At 63.2% G+C, this 19,519-nt stretch carries 13 protein-coding genes; 11 read left to right on the forward strand and 2 right to left on the reverse strand.

What is annotated here, in order from left to right:
* Positions 1–89 precede the first annotated feature (89 nt).
* Positions 90–2,309: a primosomal protein N' gene (locus tag G7009_RS11345; protein WP_181130164.1), complete on the reverse strand. Its 2,220-nt coding sequence runs from the start codon at positions 2,307–2,309 to the stop codon at positions 90–92.
* A 166-nt stretch (positions 2,310–2,475) separates the two neighbouring features.
* On the opposite strand from G7009_RS11345, the gene rpmE reads away from it, so the two are divergent.
* The 3 genes from rpmE to G7009_RS11360 all read left to right on the forward strand — a co-directional run bounded on the left by rpmE (position 2,476) and on the right by G7009_RS11360 (position 4,960).
* Entirely contained in the window at positions 2,476–2,688 is a 213-nt protein-coding gene (rpmE, locus tag G7009_RS11350; protein WP_181130165.1) for a 50S ribosomal protein L31, read from the forward strand.
* A 2-nt stretch (positions 2,689–2,690) separates the two neighbouring features.
* The gene (locus G7009_RS11355; RefSeq protein WP_181130166.1) at positions 2,691–3,512 is read left to right on the forward strand and encodes a thermonuclease family protein; all 822 of its coding nucleotides are present in this window, start codon (positions 2,691–2,693) and stop codon (positions 3,510–3,512) included.
* 179 nt (positions 3,513–3,691) lie between these two features.
* A complete protein-coding gene (locus G7009_RS11360; protein WP_181130167.1) occupies positions 3,692–4,960 on the forward strand; it encodes a malic enzyme-like NAD(P)-binding protein in 1,269 nt (422 codons plus the stop codon).
* A gap of 97 nt (positions 4,961–5,057) precedes the next feature.
* On the opposite strand, the gene G7009_RS11365 is transcribed toward G7009_RS11360, so the two are convergent.
* Positions 5,058–7,508, reverse strand: coding sequence for a penicillin-binding protein 1A (locus G7009_RS11365; RefSeq protein WP_181130168.1), 2,451 nt, complete (start codon positions 7,506–7,508; stop codon positions 5,058–5,060).
* 179 nt (positions 7,509–7,687) lie between these two features.
* On the opposite strand from G7009_RS11365, the gene pilM reads away from it, so the two are divergent.
* From pilM to gltB, 8 genes are all read left to right on the forward strand, one after another.
* Complete coding sequence (pilM, locus tag G7009_RS11370) at positions 7,688–8,605, forward strand: type IV pilus biogenesis protein PilM (RefSeq protein WP_181130169.1); 918 nt, start codon at positions 7,688–7,690, stop codon at positions 8,603–8,605.
* Positions 8,602–9,141, forward strand: a complete 540-nt coding sequence (locus G7009_RS11375; RefSeq protein ID WP_181130170.1) for a PilN domain-containing protein — start codon at positions 8,602–8,604, stop codon at positions 9,139–9,141. Before pilM ends, G7009_RS11375 begins: the two co-directional genes overlap by 4 nt.
* The gene (locus G7009_RS11380) at positions 9,138–10,151 is read left to right on the forward strand and encodes a pilus assembly protein PilP (RefSeq protein ID WP_181130171.1); all 1,014 of its coding nucleotides are present in this window, start codon (positions 9,138–9,140) and stop codon (positions 10,149–10,151) included. Before G7009_RS11375 ends, G7009_RS11380 begins: the two co-directional genes overlap by 4 nt.
* Positions 10,072–11,343 carry a type IV pilus secretin PilQ gene (locus G7009_RS11385; protein WP_181130172.1) on the forward strand — a complete coding sequence of 424 codons (1,272 nt, stop codon included), beginning with the start codon at positions 10,072–10,074 and terminating at the stop codon, positions 11,341–11,343. The genes G7009_RS11380 and G7009_RS11385 overlap by 80 nt, the downstream gene beginning before the upstream one ends.
* A gap of 4 nt (positions 11,344–11,347) precedes the next feature.
* On the forward strand, positions 11,348–11,866 hold the full coding sequence (gene aroK, locus G7009_RS11390) for a shikimate kinase AroK (protein ID WP_181130173.1): 519 nt from the start codon (positions 11,348–11,350) through the stop codon (positions 11,864–11,866).
* 96 nt (positions 11,867–11,962) lie between these two features.
* Positions 11,963–13,060 (forward strand): 3-dehydroquinate synthase, encoded by a 1,098-nt coding sequence (aroB, locus tag G7009_RS11395; RefSeq protein ID WP_181130174.1) that lies wholly within the window; start codon positions 11,963–11,965, stop codon positions 13,058–13,060.
* Positions 13,061–13,075: 15 nt separating this feature from the next.
* Complete coding sequence (locus G7009_RS11400; RefSeq protein WP_181130175.1) at positions 13,076–14,638, forward strand: SPOR domain-containing protein; 1,563 nt, start codon at positions 13,076–13,078, stop codon at positions 14,636–14,638.
* A 369-nt stretch (positions 14,639–15,007) separates the two neighbouring features.
* On the forward strand, positions 15,008–19,453 hold the full coding sequence (gene gltB, locus G7009_RS11405) for a glutamate synthase large subunit (RefSeq protein ID WP_181130176.1): 4,446 nt from the start codon (positions 15,008–15,010) through the stop codon (positions 19,451–19,453).
* Positions 19,454–19,519: the final 66 nt, after the last annotated feature.

Here is a 19,519-nt window from a genome sequence, read left to right on the forward strand (position 1 = left end):
AAAAACTGGGCATTATCCGTTGCCGCGGCCAGGTTGCCAACCTTTGGTACTGCGGCAGCTGTCGTGCGGTACTGGACCCGGGGCCGTTGTCAGTACAGGTCGACCGGGTCCACATCGACCGACCAGCGTACCTGCCGTCCGGACGGCATTTGTTCCAAGACCAGCAACCAGGCACTGATCAAACGGTGCAGTGGCGCCCGCGCATTGGCCTGCAGCAGCAGTTGCGCGCGGAAGCGCCCGGCCCGGCGCTCCATCGGCGCGGGCACCGGCCCGAGCAATTCCACTCCTTGCACTCCCTGCTCGGCCAGCAGCCGTTCGGCCGCGGTGCAGGCCTCGTCGAGGAAGCCTTCCGCCTGGCCGGGCTTGTGCGCCTCGGCGCGCAGCAGGGCGAGGTGAGAGAACGGTGGCAGGCCGGCGGCGCGGCGCTCGCTCAGGGCTTGTTCGGCGAAGGCGAAATATCCTTGTTCGGTCAGTTGCACGAGCAGCGGGTGTTCGGCCAGGTGGGTCTGAATGATCACCTTGCCAGGCTCTTCGGCGCGCCCGGCGCGACCGGCGACCTGGACAATCAACTGCGCCATGCGCTCGCTGGCACGGAAGTCGCCGGAGAACAGCCCTCCGTCGGCATCGAGGATCGCCACCAGGGTGACCCTCGGGAAGTGGTGCCCCTTGGCGAGCATCTGAGTACCGACCAGGATGCAGGGCTGGCCACGCTGGATCGTGGTGAAGAGTTGCTGCATGGCGTCCTTGCGGGCCGTGCTGTCACGGTCCACGCGCAGCACCGGATAATCAGGAAAGAGTATCTTCAGGCGTTCTTCCGCGCGTTCGGTGCCGGCGCCCACGGGCCGCAGGTCGACATGCGCACATTGCGGGCAGTGGTGCGGCAGGCGTTCTTCATGGCCGCAGTGATGACAACGCAACACGCCCGAGCGTTGGTGCACGGTCATGCGCGCATCACAGCGCGGGCATTCCGAGAGCCAGCCGCAGTCGTGGCACAGCAGGGTCGGCGCGAAGCCGCGCCGGTTGAGAAACACCAGCACCTGCTGCCCCGCGGCCAATGTCTGGCCCATGGCCTGTTGCAGCGGTCCGCTGATGCCGCTGTCCAGCGGCCGACTCTTGACGTCCAGGCGCATGAACCGTGGCTGTCGAGCGCCGCCGGCGCGCTGGTTCATGCGCAGCAGGCCGTAACGCCCGGTGTAGGCATTGTGCAGGCTCTCCAGCGAAGGCGTGGCCGAGCCTAACAGGATGGGAATGTTCTCCTGGCGCGCGCGCACCATGGCCAGGTCGCGAGCGTGATAGCGCAGGCCCTCCTGCTGCTTGTAGGAGCCATCATGTTCTTCATCGATGATGATCAGGCCTGGGCGCTTCATCGGCGTGAACAGTGCCGAGCGGGTACCGATGATGATGTCGGCTTCGCCGTCTCGCGCGGCGAGCCAGGCGTCGAGGCGTTCCCGATCGTTGACCGCCGAATGCAGCAGGGCGATACGCGCGTTGAAGCGCTGCTCGAAGCGCGCCAGGGTCTGCGGTCCCAGGTTGATCTCGGGGATCAGCACCAGCGCCTGCCTGCCCGCTTCCAGCGTTTCGCGGATGAGCTGCAGGTACACCTCGGTCTTGCCGCTGCCCGTGACCCCGGCCAGCAGAAACGCATGAAAACCGCCGAATCCCGTGCGTACGGCGTCATAGGCGGTACGCTGCTCATCGTTGAGCGGCAGCTCGGGTTGCGCCAGCCAGTGTTCGTGACGCGCCTGGGGCAGGTGGCGACGTACTTCGACCTGCACCAGCCCCTTGGCCAACAGCAGGTCCAGGCTGTCCTTGTTGAGACCCAGCTTGCTCAGCAGGGCGTGGGCAACCCCATGCGGGTGCTGAGCGAGGGTCTGCAAGGCTTCGCGCTGGCGCGGCGCGCGGGCAATGCGAGGGTCGTCGAGGCGGGCGTCAGGCACCATCTGCCAGAAGCGCTCCTGGCGCATTTCCGCCGGCTCGCCCTGGCGCAACAGGGTCGGCAGGGCCCAGCTGAATGTGTCGCCAAGGCTGTGCTGATAGTACTGGGCCGTCCACAGGCAAAGCTTGAGCAGCGCGGCGGGCATGGGCGAGACCGTGTCCAGCAAGGCACTGGCGGGCTTGAGCTTTTCGGCGGGCACTTCGCTGGTGTCGCAGACCTCGACCAGCACACCGATCATTTCACGACGACCAAAAGGGACGCGAACGCGCATGCCGGGGGTCAGCGTCTTGTGTGCCATGTTTGCCGGTGCCCGATAGTCGAACAGACGACGCAGGGGAGAGGGCAAGGCGAGGCGCAGGATGACGTCGGACACGCGGGAGGTCTCTGAAGGGGAATTCTTGGCCCGGCGAGCCTAGCAGACGACGGTCGGTGCAAGCGACAACTTGCGCCTACGCTGAGCTCTGGTATTATTCACCGCCTATTTACGTGCGGTATTCAACAATGGTGTTGGATGGCGGCACGCAGCCGAGGAAGTGACCATGCAAGATATCCATCCGCAATACGAAGTGATTCCTGTCACCTGCAGCTGCGGTAACAAATTCGAAACCGGTTCGACTCTGTGCAAACCGCTGGCAATCGACGTGTGCTCCGAGTGCCACCCGTTCTACACTGGTAAGCAGAAAGTACTGGACACTGGCGGCCGCGTACAGAAGTTCGCCGATCGCTTCGGCATGTTCGGTGCCAAGAAGTAAGCATGCACATGGCGAACCCTCCGGGTTTCGCGCTGTTGCTGAAGAAGGCGTCCCTTGTGGGCGCCTTTTTTGTGGGCGCGATCTGGCAACTGTCGGCTGAAGCGTTCTGCCCTGCGCCGGAAAAGCCGCGTCAGGTGACAGTGCGTCATGTAGTGGATGGCGACACCCTGCGCCTGGCCGACGGTCGCAGCGTGCGCCTGATCGGCATCAACGCACCGGAAATCGGCCGCAGAGGCAAGGCCAGCGAGCCGTTCGCCGAAGTGGCCCGGCGACGCCTGCAGGCGCTCGTCAAGGCCAGTGACGACCGGATAGGTCTGGTGGCCGGTGCCGAATCCAAGGACCGCTATGGCCGGACGCTGGCGCATGCCTATGGCCGCGGGGGCGTGAATCTGGAGTCCGTCCTTCTCGGCGAGGGGCTCGGCTATCGAATCGTGATACCCCCAAATGGCCGCTTGGCCGATTGCCAGCTCAAGGCCGAACAGGCCGCCCGCAAGGCGCGCCTCGGCGTCTGGCGACAATCGCCAGCGCGAAGACCCAACACGGTCAGGCAAGCGGGTTTTGCGGTTATCGCCGGGCGTGTGTCCAGCATTGAGCGCAATCGCGGCGGCTTGTGGTTGACGCTGGACGGCGCTGTGGTGGTCCAGGTTCCTGGGCGACAACTGAAGCGCTTTCCCTCTGGGTTCTTCGATTCGCTCAAAGGGCGTCAGATCGAGGTGCGAGGTTGGGTCCGCGATCGTTCGAGCCAAGGTGGGCTCAAACCGGATCGGTCTCGCTGGCTGCTTCCACTGACCGATCCAGGCATGCTCGAGGTGTCTCGACGCTAAATAAATGTAGACATTTATTGTCGAGATTGTACACACTCAAGGCGTTGCCCTCCTTGGGTTCTAGCATAAAGTCGTAGGCTTAAGGCCTTGACACTCGTGACCGGGCAGTCTTGTAGCCCTCCGGGTCTTTGCGTATCCTCGGCGGTCCGTCAGAACAGATAAATAGCGGAATGCCCACCATGTCAGATCTCAAAACCGCCGCTCTCGAATATCACGCTCATCCTCGTCCAGGGAAATTGAGCGTCGAGCTCACCAAGCCGACTTCCACCGCTCGCGACCTGTCCCTGGCCTACAGCCCGGGTGTCGCCGAGCCTGTGCGCGAGATCGGCCGTGATCCGGAGCTGGCCTACAAATACACCGGCAAGGGCAACCTGGTCGCCGTGATCTCCGATGGTACTGCCATCCTGGGCCTGGGCAATCTCGGCCCGCTGGCGTCCAAGCCGGTAATGGAAGGCAAGGGCGTTCTGTTCAAACGTTTCGCTGGTATCGACGTGTTCGACATCGAAGTCGATTCCGAAAGCCCGCAAGCGTTCATCGACACCGTCAAACGCATCTCCATTACCTTCGGCGGCATCAACCTCGAAGATATCAAGGCACCCGAGTGCTTCGAGATCGAGCGTACCCTGATCGAGCAATGCGATATCCCGGTTTTCCATGACGACCAGCACGGCACCGCCATCGTGACCGCGGCCGGCATGATCAACGCGCTGGAAATCGCCGGCAAGACCCTCGCTGACGCCAAGATCGTCTGCCTGGGCGCCGGTGCTGCCGCCATCTCCTGCATGAAGCTGCTGGTCAGCATGGGTGGCAAGGTCGAGAACATCTTCATGATCGACCGTAACGGCGTGATCCACGCTGGCCGTGACGACCTGAATCAGTACAAGGCCCAGTTCGCCCACGCTACCGACAAGCGCACCCTGGCCGATGCCCTGGATGGCGCGGACGTGTTCGTCGGCCTTTCCGGTCCGAACCTGCTGAGCCCTGAAGGTCTCAAGTCCATGGCCGCGAATCCGATCGTGTTCGCCTGCTCCAACCCGGATCCGGAGATCAAGCCGGAACTGGCTCACGAGACGCGCAGCGACGTGATCATGGCTACCGGTCGTTCCGACTACCCGAACCAGGTCAACAACGTCCTGGGCTTCCCGTTCATCTTCCGTGGTGCCTTGGATGTCCGCGCCAAGCGTATCAACGAAGAGATGAAGGTGGCTGCCGCCAACGCCCTGAAGGACCTGGCCAAGCTGCCGGTACCGAAGGAAGTGTGCGAAGCCTACGGCGTCGAGTCGCTGGAGTTCGGTCGTGAGTACATCATCCCGAAACCGATGGACGCTCGTCTGATCACCGTCGTGTCCGATGCCGTCGCCAAGGCTGCCATCGAATCCGGCGTGGCGACCCTGCCGTATCCCAAGCACTACCCGCTCAAGAGCGTGGATGACGTGTTCAACGGCTGATCCCAAGCCCAAAAAAACCGGCTCCCAGGAGCCGGTTTTTTTTTGCGTCATGCTTCAGGACCGGCGGCCATGCGCCGCGCGAGTCCTGAAGTTGCCCTCAGAAGAGATCCATCGGCGCTGCTTCGTCCGCGGGTAGCGGGCTGCCGGGGGCGACACCGTTGCCCAGCTCGCTGCCCGACGGAGGTGAGTCCTCGGCCTTGAACAGCTCGAAGTAGGCATTGGGCGTGTCGGGCGTAGCCGCCCGGCCGCTGACCGGATCGACGCGCAGGCTGAGGATTCCCTCAGGCTCGGCAGGCGTGTGAGTGGGCTTGTCCTTGAGCGCCGCGCCCATGAAGCTCATCCAGATCGGCAGGCTCACGGTGCCGCCATATTCGCGTCGGCCAAGGGTTTCCGGCTGGTCGAAGCCGCTCCACACGGTAGTGACGTAGTCAGCGTTGTAGCCCGAGAACCAGGCGTCCTTGGATTCGTTGGTGGTGCCGGTCTTGCCGGCCAGGTCGGTACGGCCCAGCGCCATGGCGCGACGTCCGGTGCCACGCTTGATCACATCCTGGAGCATGCTCGTGAGGATATAGGTCGTGCGCCCATCGATGATGCGTTCGGCCACGACGGGCGCCGGTATGGCTTCAACCGGTTGAGTGGGGGTGGTCGAGGCTTCGCCAGGCAGCTGGACGCTGATCGGCTGTTCCGGCGCGGCAATGCCGGCCTGATCCTGCTCGGGTTGTGGCGTGCGAGCCGGATTGGCAACGAACAGGGTCTCGCCATGACGGCTCTCGATGCGCTCGATCAGGTACGGGCTGACCTTGTAGCCGCCGTTGGCAAAGGTGCTCCAACCGGTGGCGATTTCCATCGGCGTCAATGTCGCCGTGCCCAGTGCCAAGGACAGGTTGCGCGGCAGATCCTGCTTGTTGAAGCCGAACTTGGTGATGTACTCGATGGTGCGGTCGATGCCCATGGCCTGCAGCAGGCGGATCGATACCAGGTTGCGCGACTTGTACAGCGCCTCGCGCATGCGGATCGGGCCAAGGAAGGTATTGGTGTCGTTCTTCGGGCGCCAGACCTTGTCGAGGTATTCATCGACGAAGACGATCGGCGAGTCATTGACCAGGCTGGCGGCGGTGTAGCCGTTATCCAGCGCGGCGCTGTAGACGAACGGCTTGAAGCTCGACCCCGGCTGACGCTTGGCCTGCGTGGCGCGGTTGTAGTTGCTTTGTTCGAAGGAGAAGCCGCCCACCAGGGCACGAATCGCGCCGCTGTAAGGATCCAGCGTTACCAGCGCGCTCTGCGCGCCCGGCACTTGGCTGAACTTGAGGCTGCCATCTTCAAGGCGCTGGAGGCGCACGAGGTCACCCACCTGCGCCACGTCGGCCGGAGACTGCGGCGCTCGTCCCAGGCTGTTGCTGTTGAGGAATGGTCGGGCCCATTTCATGGTATCCCAGGCGACGTCTTCTTCCTTGCCGTTACGGGTCAGGACCTTGAGGCCGGTCTTTTCCACCTGGGTCACTATGCCTGGCTCCAGGCCACCGAAGTTACGCTGCTTGCCCAGTTCCTGCTCCCACGCCGCGCGGGTCTTGCCAGGGAAGCGGGACTCGGGCCCGCGATAGCCGTGCCGTTCGTCGTAAGCCGTCAGACCGTCGCGAACGGCATTGTTGGCGATTTCCTGCAAGTCGCTCGGGACGGTAGTCGTGACCCGGAAACCTTCTGTGTAGGCCTCGCTGCCATAGCGACCCACCATCTCGGCGCGCGCCATTTCCGCGATGAACGGAGCGTTCACTTCCGGGGTCGGCACGTGATAGCTGGCATTCAGCGGCTCGGCCAGTGCGGTCTGGTAGCTGGCTTCGTCGATCTTGCCGAGCTTGTGCATGCGGCCCAGGATCCAGTCCCGGCGCTCCTTGGCACGGACCGGATTGGCCAGCGGGTTGAAACGCGACGGCGCCTTGGGCAGGCCGGCGATCATTGCCATCTGGGCCAGGCTGACATCGCGTATCGACTTGCCATAGTAGACCTGCGCGGCGGCCTCGATCCCGTAGGCGCGGTTGCCCAGGTAGATCTTGTTGACATACAGCTCGAGGATCTCGTCCTTGGTCAGCTCGCGTTCGATCTGCAATGCCAGCAGAATTTCATTGGTCTTGCGCGAGAAACTGCGCTCGCTGCTAAGGAAGAAGTTCTTCGCCACCTGCATGGTGATGGTACTGCCACCGGTCTGAATATGCCCGGTCTTCACCAGCTGCGTCGCGGCGCGCATGAGGCTGCTCGGATCGACGCCATAGTGGTTGAGGAAATTGTCGTCTTCGGCCGACAGAAGCGCCTGAATGAACTGTGGGGGGATTTCAGCGAAGCGGATCGGCGAGCGGCGCATTTCGCCAAACTCGGCAATCAGCTTGCCGTCACTGCTGTAGACCCTCAGGGGGATCTGCAACTGGATGCTTCTGAGCGACTCGACCGATGGAAGGCTGGGGCTAAGATACAGAAACGCACCACTCACACCGAGTACGAGCGCACAGATGACGGCGACGAAAGACCACCAGAAGAACTTCAGCAGGCGTATCAAGGCTTTTGGGTGTCCAGAGTAAGGTGGATTGCAGGCGAGTCCGGCGGGCGGAAAATCGCCGGGCATTATAAGCATTTTTCGCTTGGCGGGGTGACCGGCCAGGCACCGGGCGCGCCACGGATGGCGACGACTGACAACATGGCCACGCACCGATGCTGGCCAGGACAGGGAGATAATCGATGCTTGGACGCTTTGGCAGGGATGCCGGTTCACTGCTGGGGGTGGAAATCGCCCCCGATTCCGTTCGACTCATGCAAGTGCAGCGCCGTCGCGGGCACGCTTGTGTCCAGGCCTGGGCCTTGGAGCCGTTTGAGGCGCAGGCATTTCAAGACGGCTGGATAAGCGCGCCGGAACCGGTGATTGCTGCGCTGCGCACCGCCTGCCGACGGTCCAAGAGCCGCCAGCGCAAGGTCGCGGTGGCCCTGTCCGGCTCTCAGGTCATCTGCAAGGTTCACCACATGCCCGCGGGCCTTGGCGAGGCAACCATGGAAACGCGGTTGCTGGTCGAGGCGGATCGGTTCATTCCCTTTCCCCTCGACGACCTGGCACTGGATTTCCACGTGCTCGGGCCTTCACGCTCGCATCCCGGCCAGGTCGACGTGATGATCGCCGCTTGTCGCCAGTCCTTGCTGGAGCCCTTGGAGCAGCTACTCGAGGCTGCCGGTCTGCGGGCTGGGCGCGTCGAAGTCGACAGCTTTGCCCTCGCATCGGTATTGCCAAGGTCAGGCCAGGAGGCATCGGCAGTGCTGCAGATCGAGACAGGACAGGCGACGCTGCATGCCTGGAATGGCACTGTGCTGCCCCAGCGGCATGAATTGCCGCCAGGGCCGATCGATGCAGCCTGGCTGGACGGGCTTGTCCTACTGGTGGAGGCGCACGCCGCGCGCTGTCCGCTGGAGCGATTGTTGCTCGCCGGCCCTGGGGGTGCGCGGGCAGCGATATTGCCTGCGCTGGAAACTCGGCTGGGCATCGCTTGCGAGGTCATCGATCCGCTGGTCGGCTTGCATCTTGCCGGCGTGTCGAATGCCGACGCCCTCCGCGCACAGGGATCCGCCATGGCGCTGGCCTGCGGACTCGCTTTGGGAGGTCTGGCATGAGCGTACGGCCGAACCTGCTGCCTTGGCGGGAGAGGAAGCGGGTGACAGCCAGCCGGCAAGTGCAGGCCGGGTTGATCGGTGCGTTGCTGCTCGGGCTGGTCATTGTCTGGTCGCTCGATCATGTACAACGACAGCGCTTGCATCGTGCGTCGTTGGCCAATGCCGAGTTGCGCACGACGATCGAAGATGTGCAGCGGCAGCTGGATCGCTTGGCCGACACCGACAACGCCCTTGCCGCGGTGCGGACCCGCCTGGCAAGCATGCGCGAACTTCGTCAGGGACAGGCGCGGGTGCCGGAGTTGCTCGCGGCACTGGAGCGGGTCTTGCCGGGCGGGTTGCAGCTCCATGAGCTGAAACTCGATGCCGGCCGCCTGCACCTTGGCGGCCTCGCGGCATCCGCGTCGGTCATCGCGCGATTCATGCGTGAACTGCAGGGCCTCGCGGTCGTCCGCGAGCTGGAATTGCAGTGGATCAGAAGTCAGGCGGCAGGCGACCGGTTCCAGCTCGTGGGGCAACTGCGGGCAGGGACTCCTTGAGCACCTTCAGGGTACCGAACTGGCACGCGATCGCCGGTTCTCCGCTGGCGCTCAAGATAGGGCTCTGGGTGCTGATCGTGCTAGGCGTTGTCGCATTGGGGCAGGGAGTGCTCCTCGAAGGAAGACGTCAGGAATATCGGCGCGAAGTGGCGCTGAGCCACGAGTTGCAAGCCGAAGAGCAGGCCAGGAAGCTGCAGGTCCGGCAGTTTCAGCCCGTACTCGAGGCGCTCGCGCTGGCCGAGGTCGAATTGCGGGATGCCCGCTGGCGCCTTGCGGCCGGGGGTGGCATGAGCGAGGTGCTCGAGCAGCTGGCGGTATCCGGGCGCGAGCACGGACTGTTGTTCGAGCGGGTAGAGGTGCTCGACGGCACTGCCGAAAACGACCATCGCAGGATCCCCTTGGATGTGCAGGTAGTAGGACGGTATCCGGCCCTGAGGCAGTGGCTGGACGAATGGCTAGGGCAGTTGCGCTTGCTGCAGGTACAGACGTTGCACCTGGCGGCAGTGGATGAGGTCGCGCATCTGCTGCGCCTGAAGCTGCGAATACAGACCTTCGACGCGGGTGCCGACCTGTCGGTCCCTGCTTCGCTGGCCGAAGAACCGGCGCGGCTTGCCGCCGCCGTGCCGGTCCGCGATCCGTTCGCGCACTGGTCTTCCCGGTCCGTGGCGAGCGGGCTCGCCGGCCTGCCCCTGGAACAGCTGGAAATGGTCGGCAGCCTCGGGGGGACGAGAGGTCATCAGGCCCTGGTGCGTTTCGCGGGACGGGTGCACCGGGTAAGGCTTGGCGACCCCCTGGGACGTAACGAAGGCGTGGTGGTACGCATCGACGAGCACCAGGTCGAGGTGCACGAGCGCGTGTTCGTCAGTGATGGCTGGCAGGAGCGCTCGAGCTACCTGGTATTGGTGAAACCTATCGAAGTCGAGGTCGAGGATGAGCGCAGGACGAATAGGCGCAGTGCTGCTGGCGATGTTGTTGACGTGGCAATTGGCGATGGCGTCGCAGCGCAATGAACGCCTGTCGCTGAATTTCCAGGATGTCGAGGTGCGGGCGGTTCTGCAGCTCCTGGCGGACCATGCCGGTGTCAATCTGATAGCCAGCGATTCGGTAAGGGGCAATATAACCTTGCGTCTGCAGGATGTGCCCTGGGAGCAGGCACTCGATCTGGTCCTGCGCAGCAAGGGCCTGGGCCGACGAGAGGAAGGCAACGTATGGCTCGTGGCGCCGGCGGCCGAACTGGCCGATCAGGCTCGCGAGACGCGCCTGGGTCAGGAGCTCGATGCCCAGTTGCAGCCTCTGCAGCGTGAACTTCTGCCGATCCATCACGCCAAGGCCCAGGATCTGGCCGAGCTGCTGCTGGCGACCCTCGCCGATGAGGGCACCCTGAGCGCGCGGGGCAGCCTGAGTGTCGATGCGCGTACCAACACATTGATAGCGACCCAGCCGGCCGATCGTATCGCCGAGCTGCAATCACTGGTGAGCCGGCTCGACGTGCCGGTGCGGCAGGTAATGATCGAAGCGCGCATCGTCGAGGCCAACGTCGATTATGAGCGCAGCCTGGGCGTGCGCTGGGGCAGGTCCCTCTACGGTGAAAGCGCGCGTCTGGGCAGTCAGCTGTTCGTCGATCTCGGCGCCGAACAAGCCACGTCCGCGATCGGGCTGGGCCTGCTGCGCGGCGACGTGCTGCTGGACCTGGAGCTCAGCGCGATGGAAAAGAGCGGCCATGGCGAAATCATTTCGCAGCCCAAGGTAGTCACCGCCGACAAGGAAACCGCGCGGATCCTCAAGGGCACGGAAATTCCCTATCAGGAGACCAGCGGCAGTGGCGCCACGTCGGTGTCGTTTCGCGAAGCTTCTTTGTCGCTGGAGGTCACGCCGCGGATCACGCCGGACAACCGCGTCATCATGGAGGTCAAGGTCACCAAGGACGAGCCCGACTATATAAATGCCTTGAACAACGTGCCGCCGATTCGCAAGAACGAGGTCACCGCCAAGGTCCGGGTAATGGACGGCGAGACCCTCGTCATCGGCGGCGTCTATTCGACGGTGCAAAACAATGTGGTCGACAAGGTGCCATTTTTAGGCGATCTGCCGTATGTTGGTCGGCTGTTTCGACGCGATTTAATACAAGAGAAAAAATCCGAGCTGTTGGTCTTCCTGACTCCGCGTATCATGAATGACCAGGCGATTGCTGTGAGTCGTTGATTCTGTGCGAAATTTGATACTTGTGGGGCCCATGGGCGCTGGTAAGAGCACCATCGGACGTTTGTTGGCCAAAGAAATGCGCCTGCCGTTCAAGGATTCCGACAAGGAAATCGAGTTGCGGTGCGGTGCCAATATCCCGTGGATCTTCGACAAGGAAGGCGAGCCGGGCTTCCGTGAGCGGGAGCAAGCGATGATCGCCGAACTCTGCGCGCTCGATGGTGTGGTTCTGGCTACCGGAGGCGGTGCAGTCATGCGCGAAGCCAACCGACATGCCCTGCATGAAGGCGGCCGGGTCATCTACCTGCACGCCTCGGTCGAACAGCAGGTCGAGCGAACCTCCCGTGATCGCAACCGTCCGCTGCTGCGCACCGCCAATCCGGAGGCCACGTTGCGGGCCCTGTTCGAAATACGCGATCCGCTGTACCGCGAAATTGCCGATCTGGTGGTGGAAACCGACGAGCGGCCGCCGCGCATGCTGGTGTACGACATCTTCGAGCGCTTGCAGAAGTTGCCGCTCCGATAAGCCGGGTCTATCCTCGGCGACCAGCGCCGAGGCAGGGTTGAACGTTTTCGCGCGGATCGCTCCGGCGGTGCCGCGCCTCGTACATTGTGGGGATACATGCAGACATTAAAAGTCGACCTGGGCGAACGTAGTTACCCGATCTACATTGGCGAAGGCCTGCTGGACCAGGCAGAGCTGCTGGCACCGCACATTGCTGGCCGGCAGGTCGCCATCGTCTCCAACGAAACCGTTGCCCCGCTGTATCTGGACCGTCTGAGTCGCACCCTGGGTGCCTATTCGGTACTGCCGGTGCTACTGCCGGATGGCGAGGCCCACAAGAACTGGGAAACCCTGCAGTTGATCTTCGACGCCCTGCTGAGCGCGCGTCATGACCGTCGCACTACGGTGGTGGCGCTCGGCGGCGGTGTGATCGGTGACATGGCCGGGTTCGCGGCAGCGTGCTACCAGCGCGGCGTCGACTTCATCCAGGTGCCGACGACCTTGCTGTCGCAGGTGGACTCGTCCGTCGGTGGCAAGACTGGTATCAACCATCCGTTGGGCAAGAACATGGTAGGCGCTTTCTATCAGCCCAACGCCGTGCTCATCGATACCACCAGCCTCAAGACGTTGCCGTCTCGCGAGCTGTCGGCGGGTCTGGCCGAAGTGATCAAGTACGGCCTGATCCGCGACGAGCCTTTCATCGGATGGCTCGAGACGCACATGGATGCGTTGCGCAGCCTCGAATCCCAGGCCCTGACCGAGGCCATCCGTCGCTCCTGCGCCGCCAAGGCGGCAGTGGTGGGTGCCGATGAGCGTGAGTCGGGCGTGCGCGCGACGCTCAACCTCGGGCATACCTTCGGCCATGCCATCGAAACGCACATGGGCTACGGCGTATGGTTGCATGGCGAGGCGGTGGCCGCCGGTACCGTCATGGCCCTGGAAATGTCCATGCGCCTGGGTTGGATCGACCAGCAGGCACGTGACCGGGGCATTCGCCTGCTGCAGGCGGCGGGATTGCCCGTGGTACCGCCCCTGGAAATGACGCCCGAGCATTTCATGGAGCACATGGCGGTGGACAAGAAGGTAATCGACGGCCGCATGCGCCTGGTGCTGCTGCGCCAGATGGGCGAGGCCGTGATTACCGACGACTATCCGAAAGAGATTCTCCAGGCCACGTTGGCGGCGGATTACCGCGCGATCGTGGCGCAGCTTTGAGGTTGTGACAGCGCGATGACCAGTTTGCATGCCGATGAGGCCTTTCTCGACCATTATCAACTGAGCCATGATCCGTTCGCGGCCAGGGTTCCGGGTTTCAAGTTCTTTCCTGCCCAGCGCAAGCCGGTCCTTGGCCAGTTGCACCACCTGGCTCGCTATAGCCAGCTGATGCTCGTGGTCACCGGCCCGCAAGGCAGCGGCAAGACCTTGCTGCGCCAGGCCCTGGTTGCCAGCACCAACAAGCAGGCCGTGCAGAGCGTAGTGGTTTCCGCCCGCGGCGCGGGCGATGCGGCCAGTGTTCTGGGGCAGATCGCCCAGTCCCTGGGGGTCGCTCAGGCAGAGGTTCCGCAACTCCTTTCGCATGTGGTCCAACTGGCCTTGACCGGTCAGGAAGTCTATTTGCTGGTGGACGATGCGGAACAACTCGACGAGTCGGCACTCCAAGCGTTGCTGGAGCTGGCGGCAGGTGTCCCGGAAGGGCGTCCGCACGTATTTCTGTTTGGCGAACCGTCACTGATCGCTGGGCTGGATGAACTCAATGCCCAAGAGGAGCGGATTCATGTCATCGAACTCGCCCCCTATAGCGAAGAGGAAACCCGTGAATATCTGGAGCAGCGCCTGGAAGGTGCTGGCCGGGACATCGGGGTGTTCACCCGTGAGCAGGTCGCCGAGATCCACGAAAACGCCGATGGTTGGCCTGGCGCAATCAACCAGGTCGCCCGCGATACATTGATCGAAGCCATGATCGCCAGCCGCAGTTCGGCGAAGCGACCATCCATGGGGTTCAATATGCCTAAGAAACATGTGCTGGCACTGTCTGCCGTCGTCGTGGTCGCCGTTGCCGCAGCAGTACTGATGCCCAAGAAAAGTGACAATGCGCCTGCCCAGGCTCCGGCCGAACAAGCCCAGGCAACCCAGGGCCAATCGCCAGCAATCGAGTTCTCCGGGTCCTCGCAGCCGCTGCCGCTGAACGGGCAATCGCAGCCTGTCATGCGCGAACCGCTGGCCCAGGCCGCGGGCATGGGCGAGGGTGAAGAAGGCGCACCGGCCAACGAGACTGCCCTGCAGCCTTCCAATCCACCCACCGTCACCACGACGGCACCGCCCGAGGGCGTGCCGGCCGGTCCCGCACCTACCCCCGTGCAGACGGCCCCCGCGAAGGCGGTTGCACCTCCTTCGAAGCCGGTAGCAACCCAGCCCGCCAAGCCGGTAGCACCCGCTGCCCAACCTGCCCCGACACAGCTGGCCAGCGCGAAACCCGCGGCCAAGCCCGTGGAAAAGGCAGGATCGAGCGGCAATTGGTACACGGGTCAGAAGCCGGGCAACTATGTGGTGCAGATCCTCGGTACGAGCTCTGAAACTTCCGCTCAAGCCTACGTGAAAGCCCAGGGTGGCGACTATCGCTACTTCAAGAAGACCCTGCAGGGCAAGCCGCTCTACGTAGTCACCTATGGCAACTTTGCCAGCCGCGATGCAGCCCTTGCTGCAATCAAATCCTTGCCAGCCAAGGTCCAGGCTGGTAAACCTTGGCCACGTACTGTCGCCAGCGTCCAACAAGAGCTGGCAACGGCTCGCTGATACCTTCCGGGCGGCGCCACCCCGCTGTCCAGTTGCTGAGCGACTCCTGAACTTCACCAAGCCTGCTGCGCACTGTGCGGCAGGCTTGTCTGTCCCAGACTGCCGGCCACAAGCCCTCTCTTGCAGTCATGGCTGAAACGCTTCAGACTCTAGCCAGTCCGCTATCACGGCTTCAGGCTCAAAACATTCAAAATTGCGACATAAGTTTTCAACGATTCGTCGTTAAAATTTGTGAGCTTCCCTGTCGCTGTGCAACAATGACTGGCCATCACTCCCACAAAGCTGGCTTTTGACCGGCGTGGAAGGTAAGTGGTTGTATTAGAAAAAGATTTGCCTTGGTGTAGAGGCGAACCTGGTGAGAATGTGTCTATGAAAACAGGTCTGTACCATCCCGAAGAATTCAAGGATAACTGTGGTTTCGGCCTGATCGCCCATATGACGGGCGAACCCAGCCACCACCTTCTGCAAACGGCCATGCAGGCCTTGACCTGCATGACCCACCGTGGCGGAATCAACGCCGATGGCAAGACCGGGGACGGTTGTGGCCTGCTGATGCAGAAGCCTGATCGATTCCTGCGCGCCGTCGCACAGGATCAATTTGCCGTCGAATTGCCCAGGCAGTACGCCGTCGGCATGGTGTTCTTCAACCAGGATCCAGTGAAAGCGCAGGCTGCGCGCGCCAACATGGACCGCGAGATTCTCGCTGCGGGCCTGCAGTTGGTGGGCTGGCGCAAGGTACCGATCGACACTAGCGTGCTCGGACGCCTGGCCTTGGAGCGCCTGCCGCAGATCGAGCAGGTATTCGTCGGTGGTGAGGGCCTGAGCGATCAGGAGTTCGCGATCAAGCTGTTCAGCGCCCGTCGCCGGTCCTCGGTGGCCAACGCAGGCGATGCCGACCACTACATCTGCAGCTTCTCGCACAAGACGATCATCTACAAAGGCCTGATGATGCCGGCGGACCTCGCCGCCTTCTATCCGGACCTCGGTGACGAGCGCCTGCAGACCGCGATCTGCGTCTTCCACCAGCGTTTCTCCACCAATACCCTGCCGAAATGGCCATTGGCGCAGCCGTTCCGCTTCCTCGCGCACAACGGCGAGATCAATACCATCACCGGTAACCGCAACTGGGCCATGGCCCGGCGCACCAAGTTCGCCAACGAGCTGATCCCGGACCTGGAGGAGCTCGGTCCATTGGTCAACCGTGTTGGCTCCGACTCGTCGAGCATGGACAACATGCTCGAGCTGATGGTCACCGGCGGCATCGACCTGTTCCGCGGCGTGCGCATGATCATTCCGCCAGCGTGGCAGAACGTCGAGACCATGGACGCCGACCTGCGCGCGTTCTACGAATACAATTCCATGCACATGGAGCCATGGGACGGCCCCGCGGGCGTGGTGATGACCGAGGGACGCCATGCGGTCTGCCTGCTCGATCGCAACGGTCTGCGACCTGCTCGTTGGGTCACTACCACCAATGGCTACATCACCCTGGCTTCCGAGATCGGCGTCTGGGACTACAAGCCGGAGGAGGTGATCGCCAAAGGCCGGGTCGGCCCTGGCCAGATCTTCGCCGTGGACACCGAGACCGGTCAGATCCTCGACACCGATGCCATCGACAACCGTCTCAAGTCGCGCCATCCGTACAAGCGCTGGCTGCGTCAGCACGCCGTGCGCATCCAGGCGACCCTGAGCGACGACCAGGGCGTGGCCAGCTACGACGCCGACCAGCTCAAGCAGTTCATGAAGATGTTCCAGGTGACCTTCGAGGAGCGTGACCAGGTTCTGCGCCCGCTTGGCGAACAGGGCCAGGAAGCCGTGGGCTCGATGGGCGACGATACGCCGATGGCGATTCTTTCCCAGCGCGTGCGTTCGCCGTACGACTATTTCCGCCAGCAGTTCGCCCAGGTCACCAACCCGCCGATCGACCCGCTGCGTGAAGCGATCGTCATGTCCCTGGAAATCTGCCTGGGCGCCGAGCGCAATATTTTCCAGGAGTCCCCCGAGCATGCCTCGCGGGTGATTCTCAGCTCGCCAGTGATTTCGCCGGCCAAATGGCGCTCCTTGATGAGCCTGGAGCGTGAAGGCTTCGAGCGGCAAGTGATCGACCTCAACTACGAGCAGGAGCTGGGCCTTGAAGCGGCGATCCGCAACATCGCCGATCAGGCCGAGGAAGCGGTACGCGGCGGCAAGACCCAGCTGGTCCTGAGCGATCGCCTCATCGCTCCCGGCAAGCTTCCCGTGCATGCCTCCCTAGCCGTGGGCGCGGTACACCATCGTCTGACCGAGCAAGGCTTGCGCTGCGACAGCAACATCCTGGTCGAAACCGCGACGGCGCGCGATCCGCACCACTTCGCCGTGCTGCTGGGCTTCGGTGCCTCGGCGGTCTATCCGTACCTCGCCTATGAAGTGCTGGCGGACCTGATCCGTACCGGCGAAGTGCTGGGCGACCTGGATGAGGTCTTCAAGTACTACCGCAAGGGCATCTCCAAGGGCCTGCTGAAGATCCTGTCGAAGATGGGCATCTCGACCATCGCCTCCTACCGCGGTGCCCAGCTGTTCGAAGCCGTGGGCCTGTCGGACGAGGTGGTTCACCTGAGCTTCCGTGGCGTGGCCAGCCGTATCAAGGGCGCGCGGTTCGTCGATATCGAGAACGAACAGAAGCTGCTTGCCGCCGAGGCCTGGAGCGCGCGCAAGCCGATCCAGCAAGGCGGCCTGCTGAAGTTCGTCCACGGCGGCGAATACCACGCCTACAACCCGGACGTGGTCAATACCCTGCAGGCTGCCGTGCAGAAAGGCGACTACGCCCGTTTCAAGGAATACACCGCGCTGGTCGACAAGCGTCCGGTCTCGATGATCCGTGACCTGCTCAAGGTCAAGGTGGCCGACCAGCCCCTGGCCATCGACGAGATCGAGCCGCTGCAGGAGATCCTCAAGCGTTTCGACTCGGCCGGTATCTCCCTGGGCGCGCTGTCGCCAGAGGCTCACGAAGCCCTGGCCGAGGCGATGAACCGTCTGGGCGCGCGCTCGAACTCGGGCGAGGGTGGCGAAGACCCTGCTCGCTACGGCACGATCAAGAGCTCGAAGATCAAGCAGGTCGCCACGGGCCGCTTCGGCGTGACCCCGGAATACCTGGTCAACGCCGAAGTGCTGCAGATCAAGGTCGCCCAGGGCGCCAAGCCTGGCGAGGGCGGCCAGCTGCCAGGTGGCAAGGTCAACGGCCTGATCGCCAAGCTGCGCTACGCGGTGCCGGGCGTCACCCTGATTTCGCCGCCGCCGCACCATGACATCTACTCCATCGAAGACCTGGCCCAGCTGATCTATGACCTCAAGCAGGTCAATCCGCAGGCACTGGTATCGGTCAAGCTGGTAGCCGAGGCAGGCGTGGGCACCATCGCGGCCGGCGTGGCCAAGGCCTATGCCGACCTGATCACCATCTCCGGCTACGATGGCGGCACCGGCGCTTCGCCGTTGACGTCGATCAAGTACGCTGGCGCGCCTTGGGAGCTCGGTCTGGCCGAAACCCATCAGACCCTGCGGGGCAACGATCTGCGTGGCAAGGTTCGGGTGCAGACCGACGGCGGTCTGAAGACCGGCCTGGATGTGATCAAGGCCGCTATCCTTGGTGCCGAGAGCTTCGGCTTCGGCACCGCGCCCATGATCGCGCTAGGCTGCAAATATCTGCGCATCTGCCATCTGAACAACTGCGCCACCGGTGTCGCGACCCAGAACGACAAGCTGCGCAAGGACCATTACATCGGCACCGTCGACATGGTGGTGAACTTCTTCACCTTCGTGGCGGAAGAAACCCGCGAATGGCTGGCCAGACTGGGCGTACGCAGCCTGGGTGAGCTGATCGGACGCACCGACCTGTTGGAAATACTGCCAGGCGAGACCGAGAAACAGCAGCACCTGGATTTGAGTCCTCTGCTGGGCAGTCCGCATGTGCCTGCCGACAAGCCGCAGTTCTGCCAGGTCGATCGCAACCCTCCATTCGACAAGGGCGAGCTTGCCGAGAAGATGGTCGAAATGGCCATGCCGGCCATTCGCGACCGCTCCGGCGGCGAGTTCAGCATGAACATCTGCAACTGCGACCGCTCCATCGGTGCACGTATCTCCGGCGAGATCGCGCGGTTGCACGGCAACCAGGGCATGGCCGGTGCGCCGATCACCTTCCGCTTCAACGGTACTGCCGGGCAGAGCTTCGGGGTGTGGAACGCCGGTGGCCTGAACCTGTACCTGGCCGGTGATGCCAACGACTACGTCGGCAAGGGCATGACCGGCGGCAAGGTCACCATCGTGCCCCCGGCCGGCAGCCCGTTCGAGACCCAGCACAGTGCCATTGTCGGCAACACCTGCCTGTATGGCGCCACGGGCGGCAAGCTGTTCGCCGCCGGTACCGCGGGCGAGCGCTTCGCCGTGCGCAACTCCGGCGCCCATGCCGTCGTGGAAGGCACTGGCGATCATTGCTGTGAATACATGACCGGCGGCTTTGTCTGTGTCCTCGGCAAGACCGGTTACAACTTCGGATCTGGCATGACTGGCGGCTTCGCCTACGTGCTCGACATGGACAACTCCTTCGTCGACAAGCTCAACCACGAGCTGGTGGAAATCCAGCGCATCAGTGGCGAAGCGATGGAGGCCTACCGCACGCACCTGGCGCGGGTCCTTGCCGAATATGTGGAAGAGACCGGCAGCGAGTGGGGGCGCGAGCTCTCGGAGAACCTGGATGACTACATGCGGCGCTTCTGGCTGGTCAAGCCCAAGGCGGCCAGTCTCAAGCACTTGCTCTCCAGTACCCGTGCCAACCCGCAGTAAAGAACAGCTGCAAGTGGCAAACCTCGTGCTGCATCCGCAGCCGAAGGTTTGCCGGGCTTAAGTGAT

Source organism: Pseudomonas capeferrum (assembly GCF_013523055.1).
Lineage (GTDB): Bacteria > Pseudomonadota > Gammaproteobacteria > Pseudomonadales > Pseudomonadaceae > Aquipseudomonas > Aquipseudomonas capeferrum_A.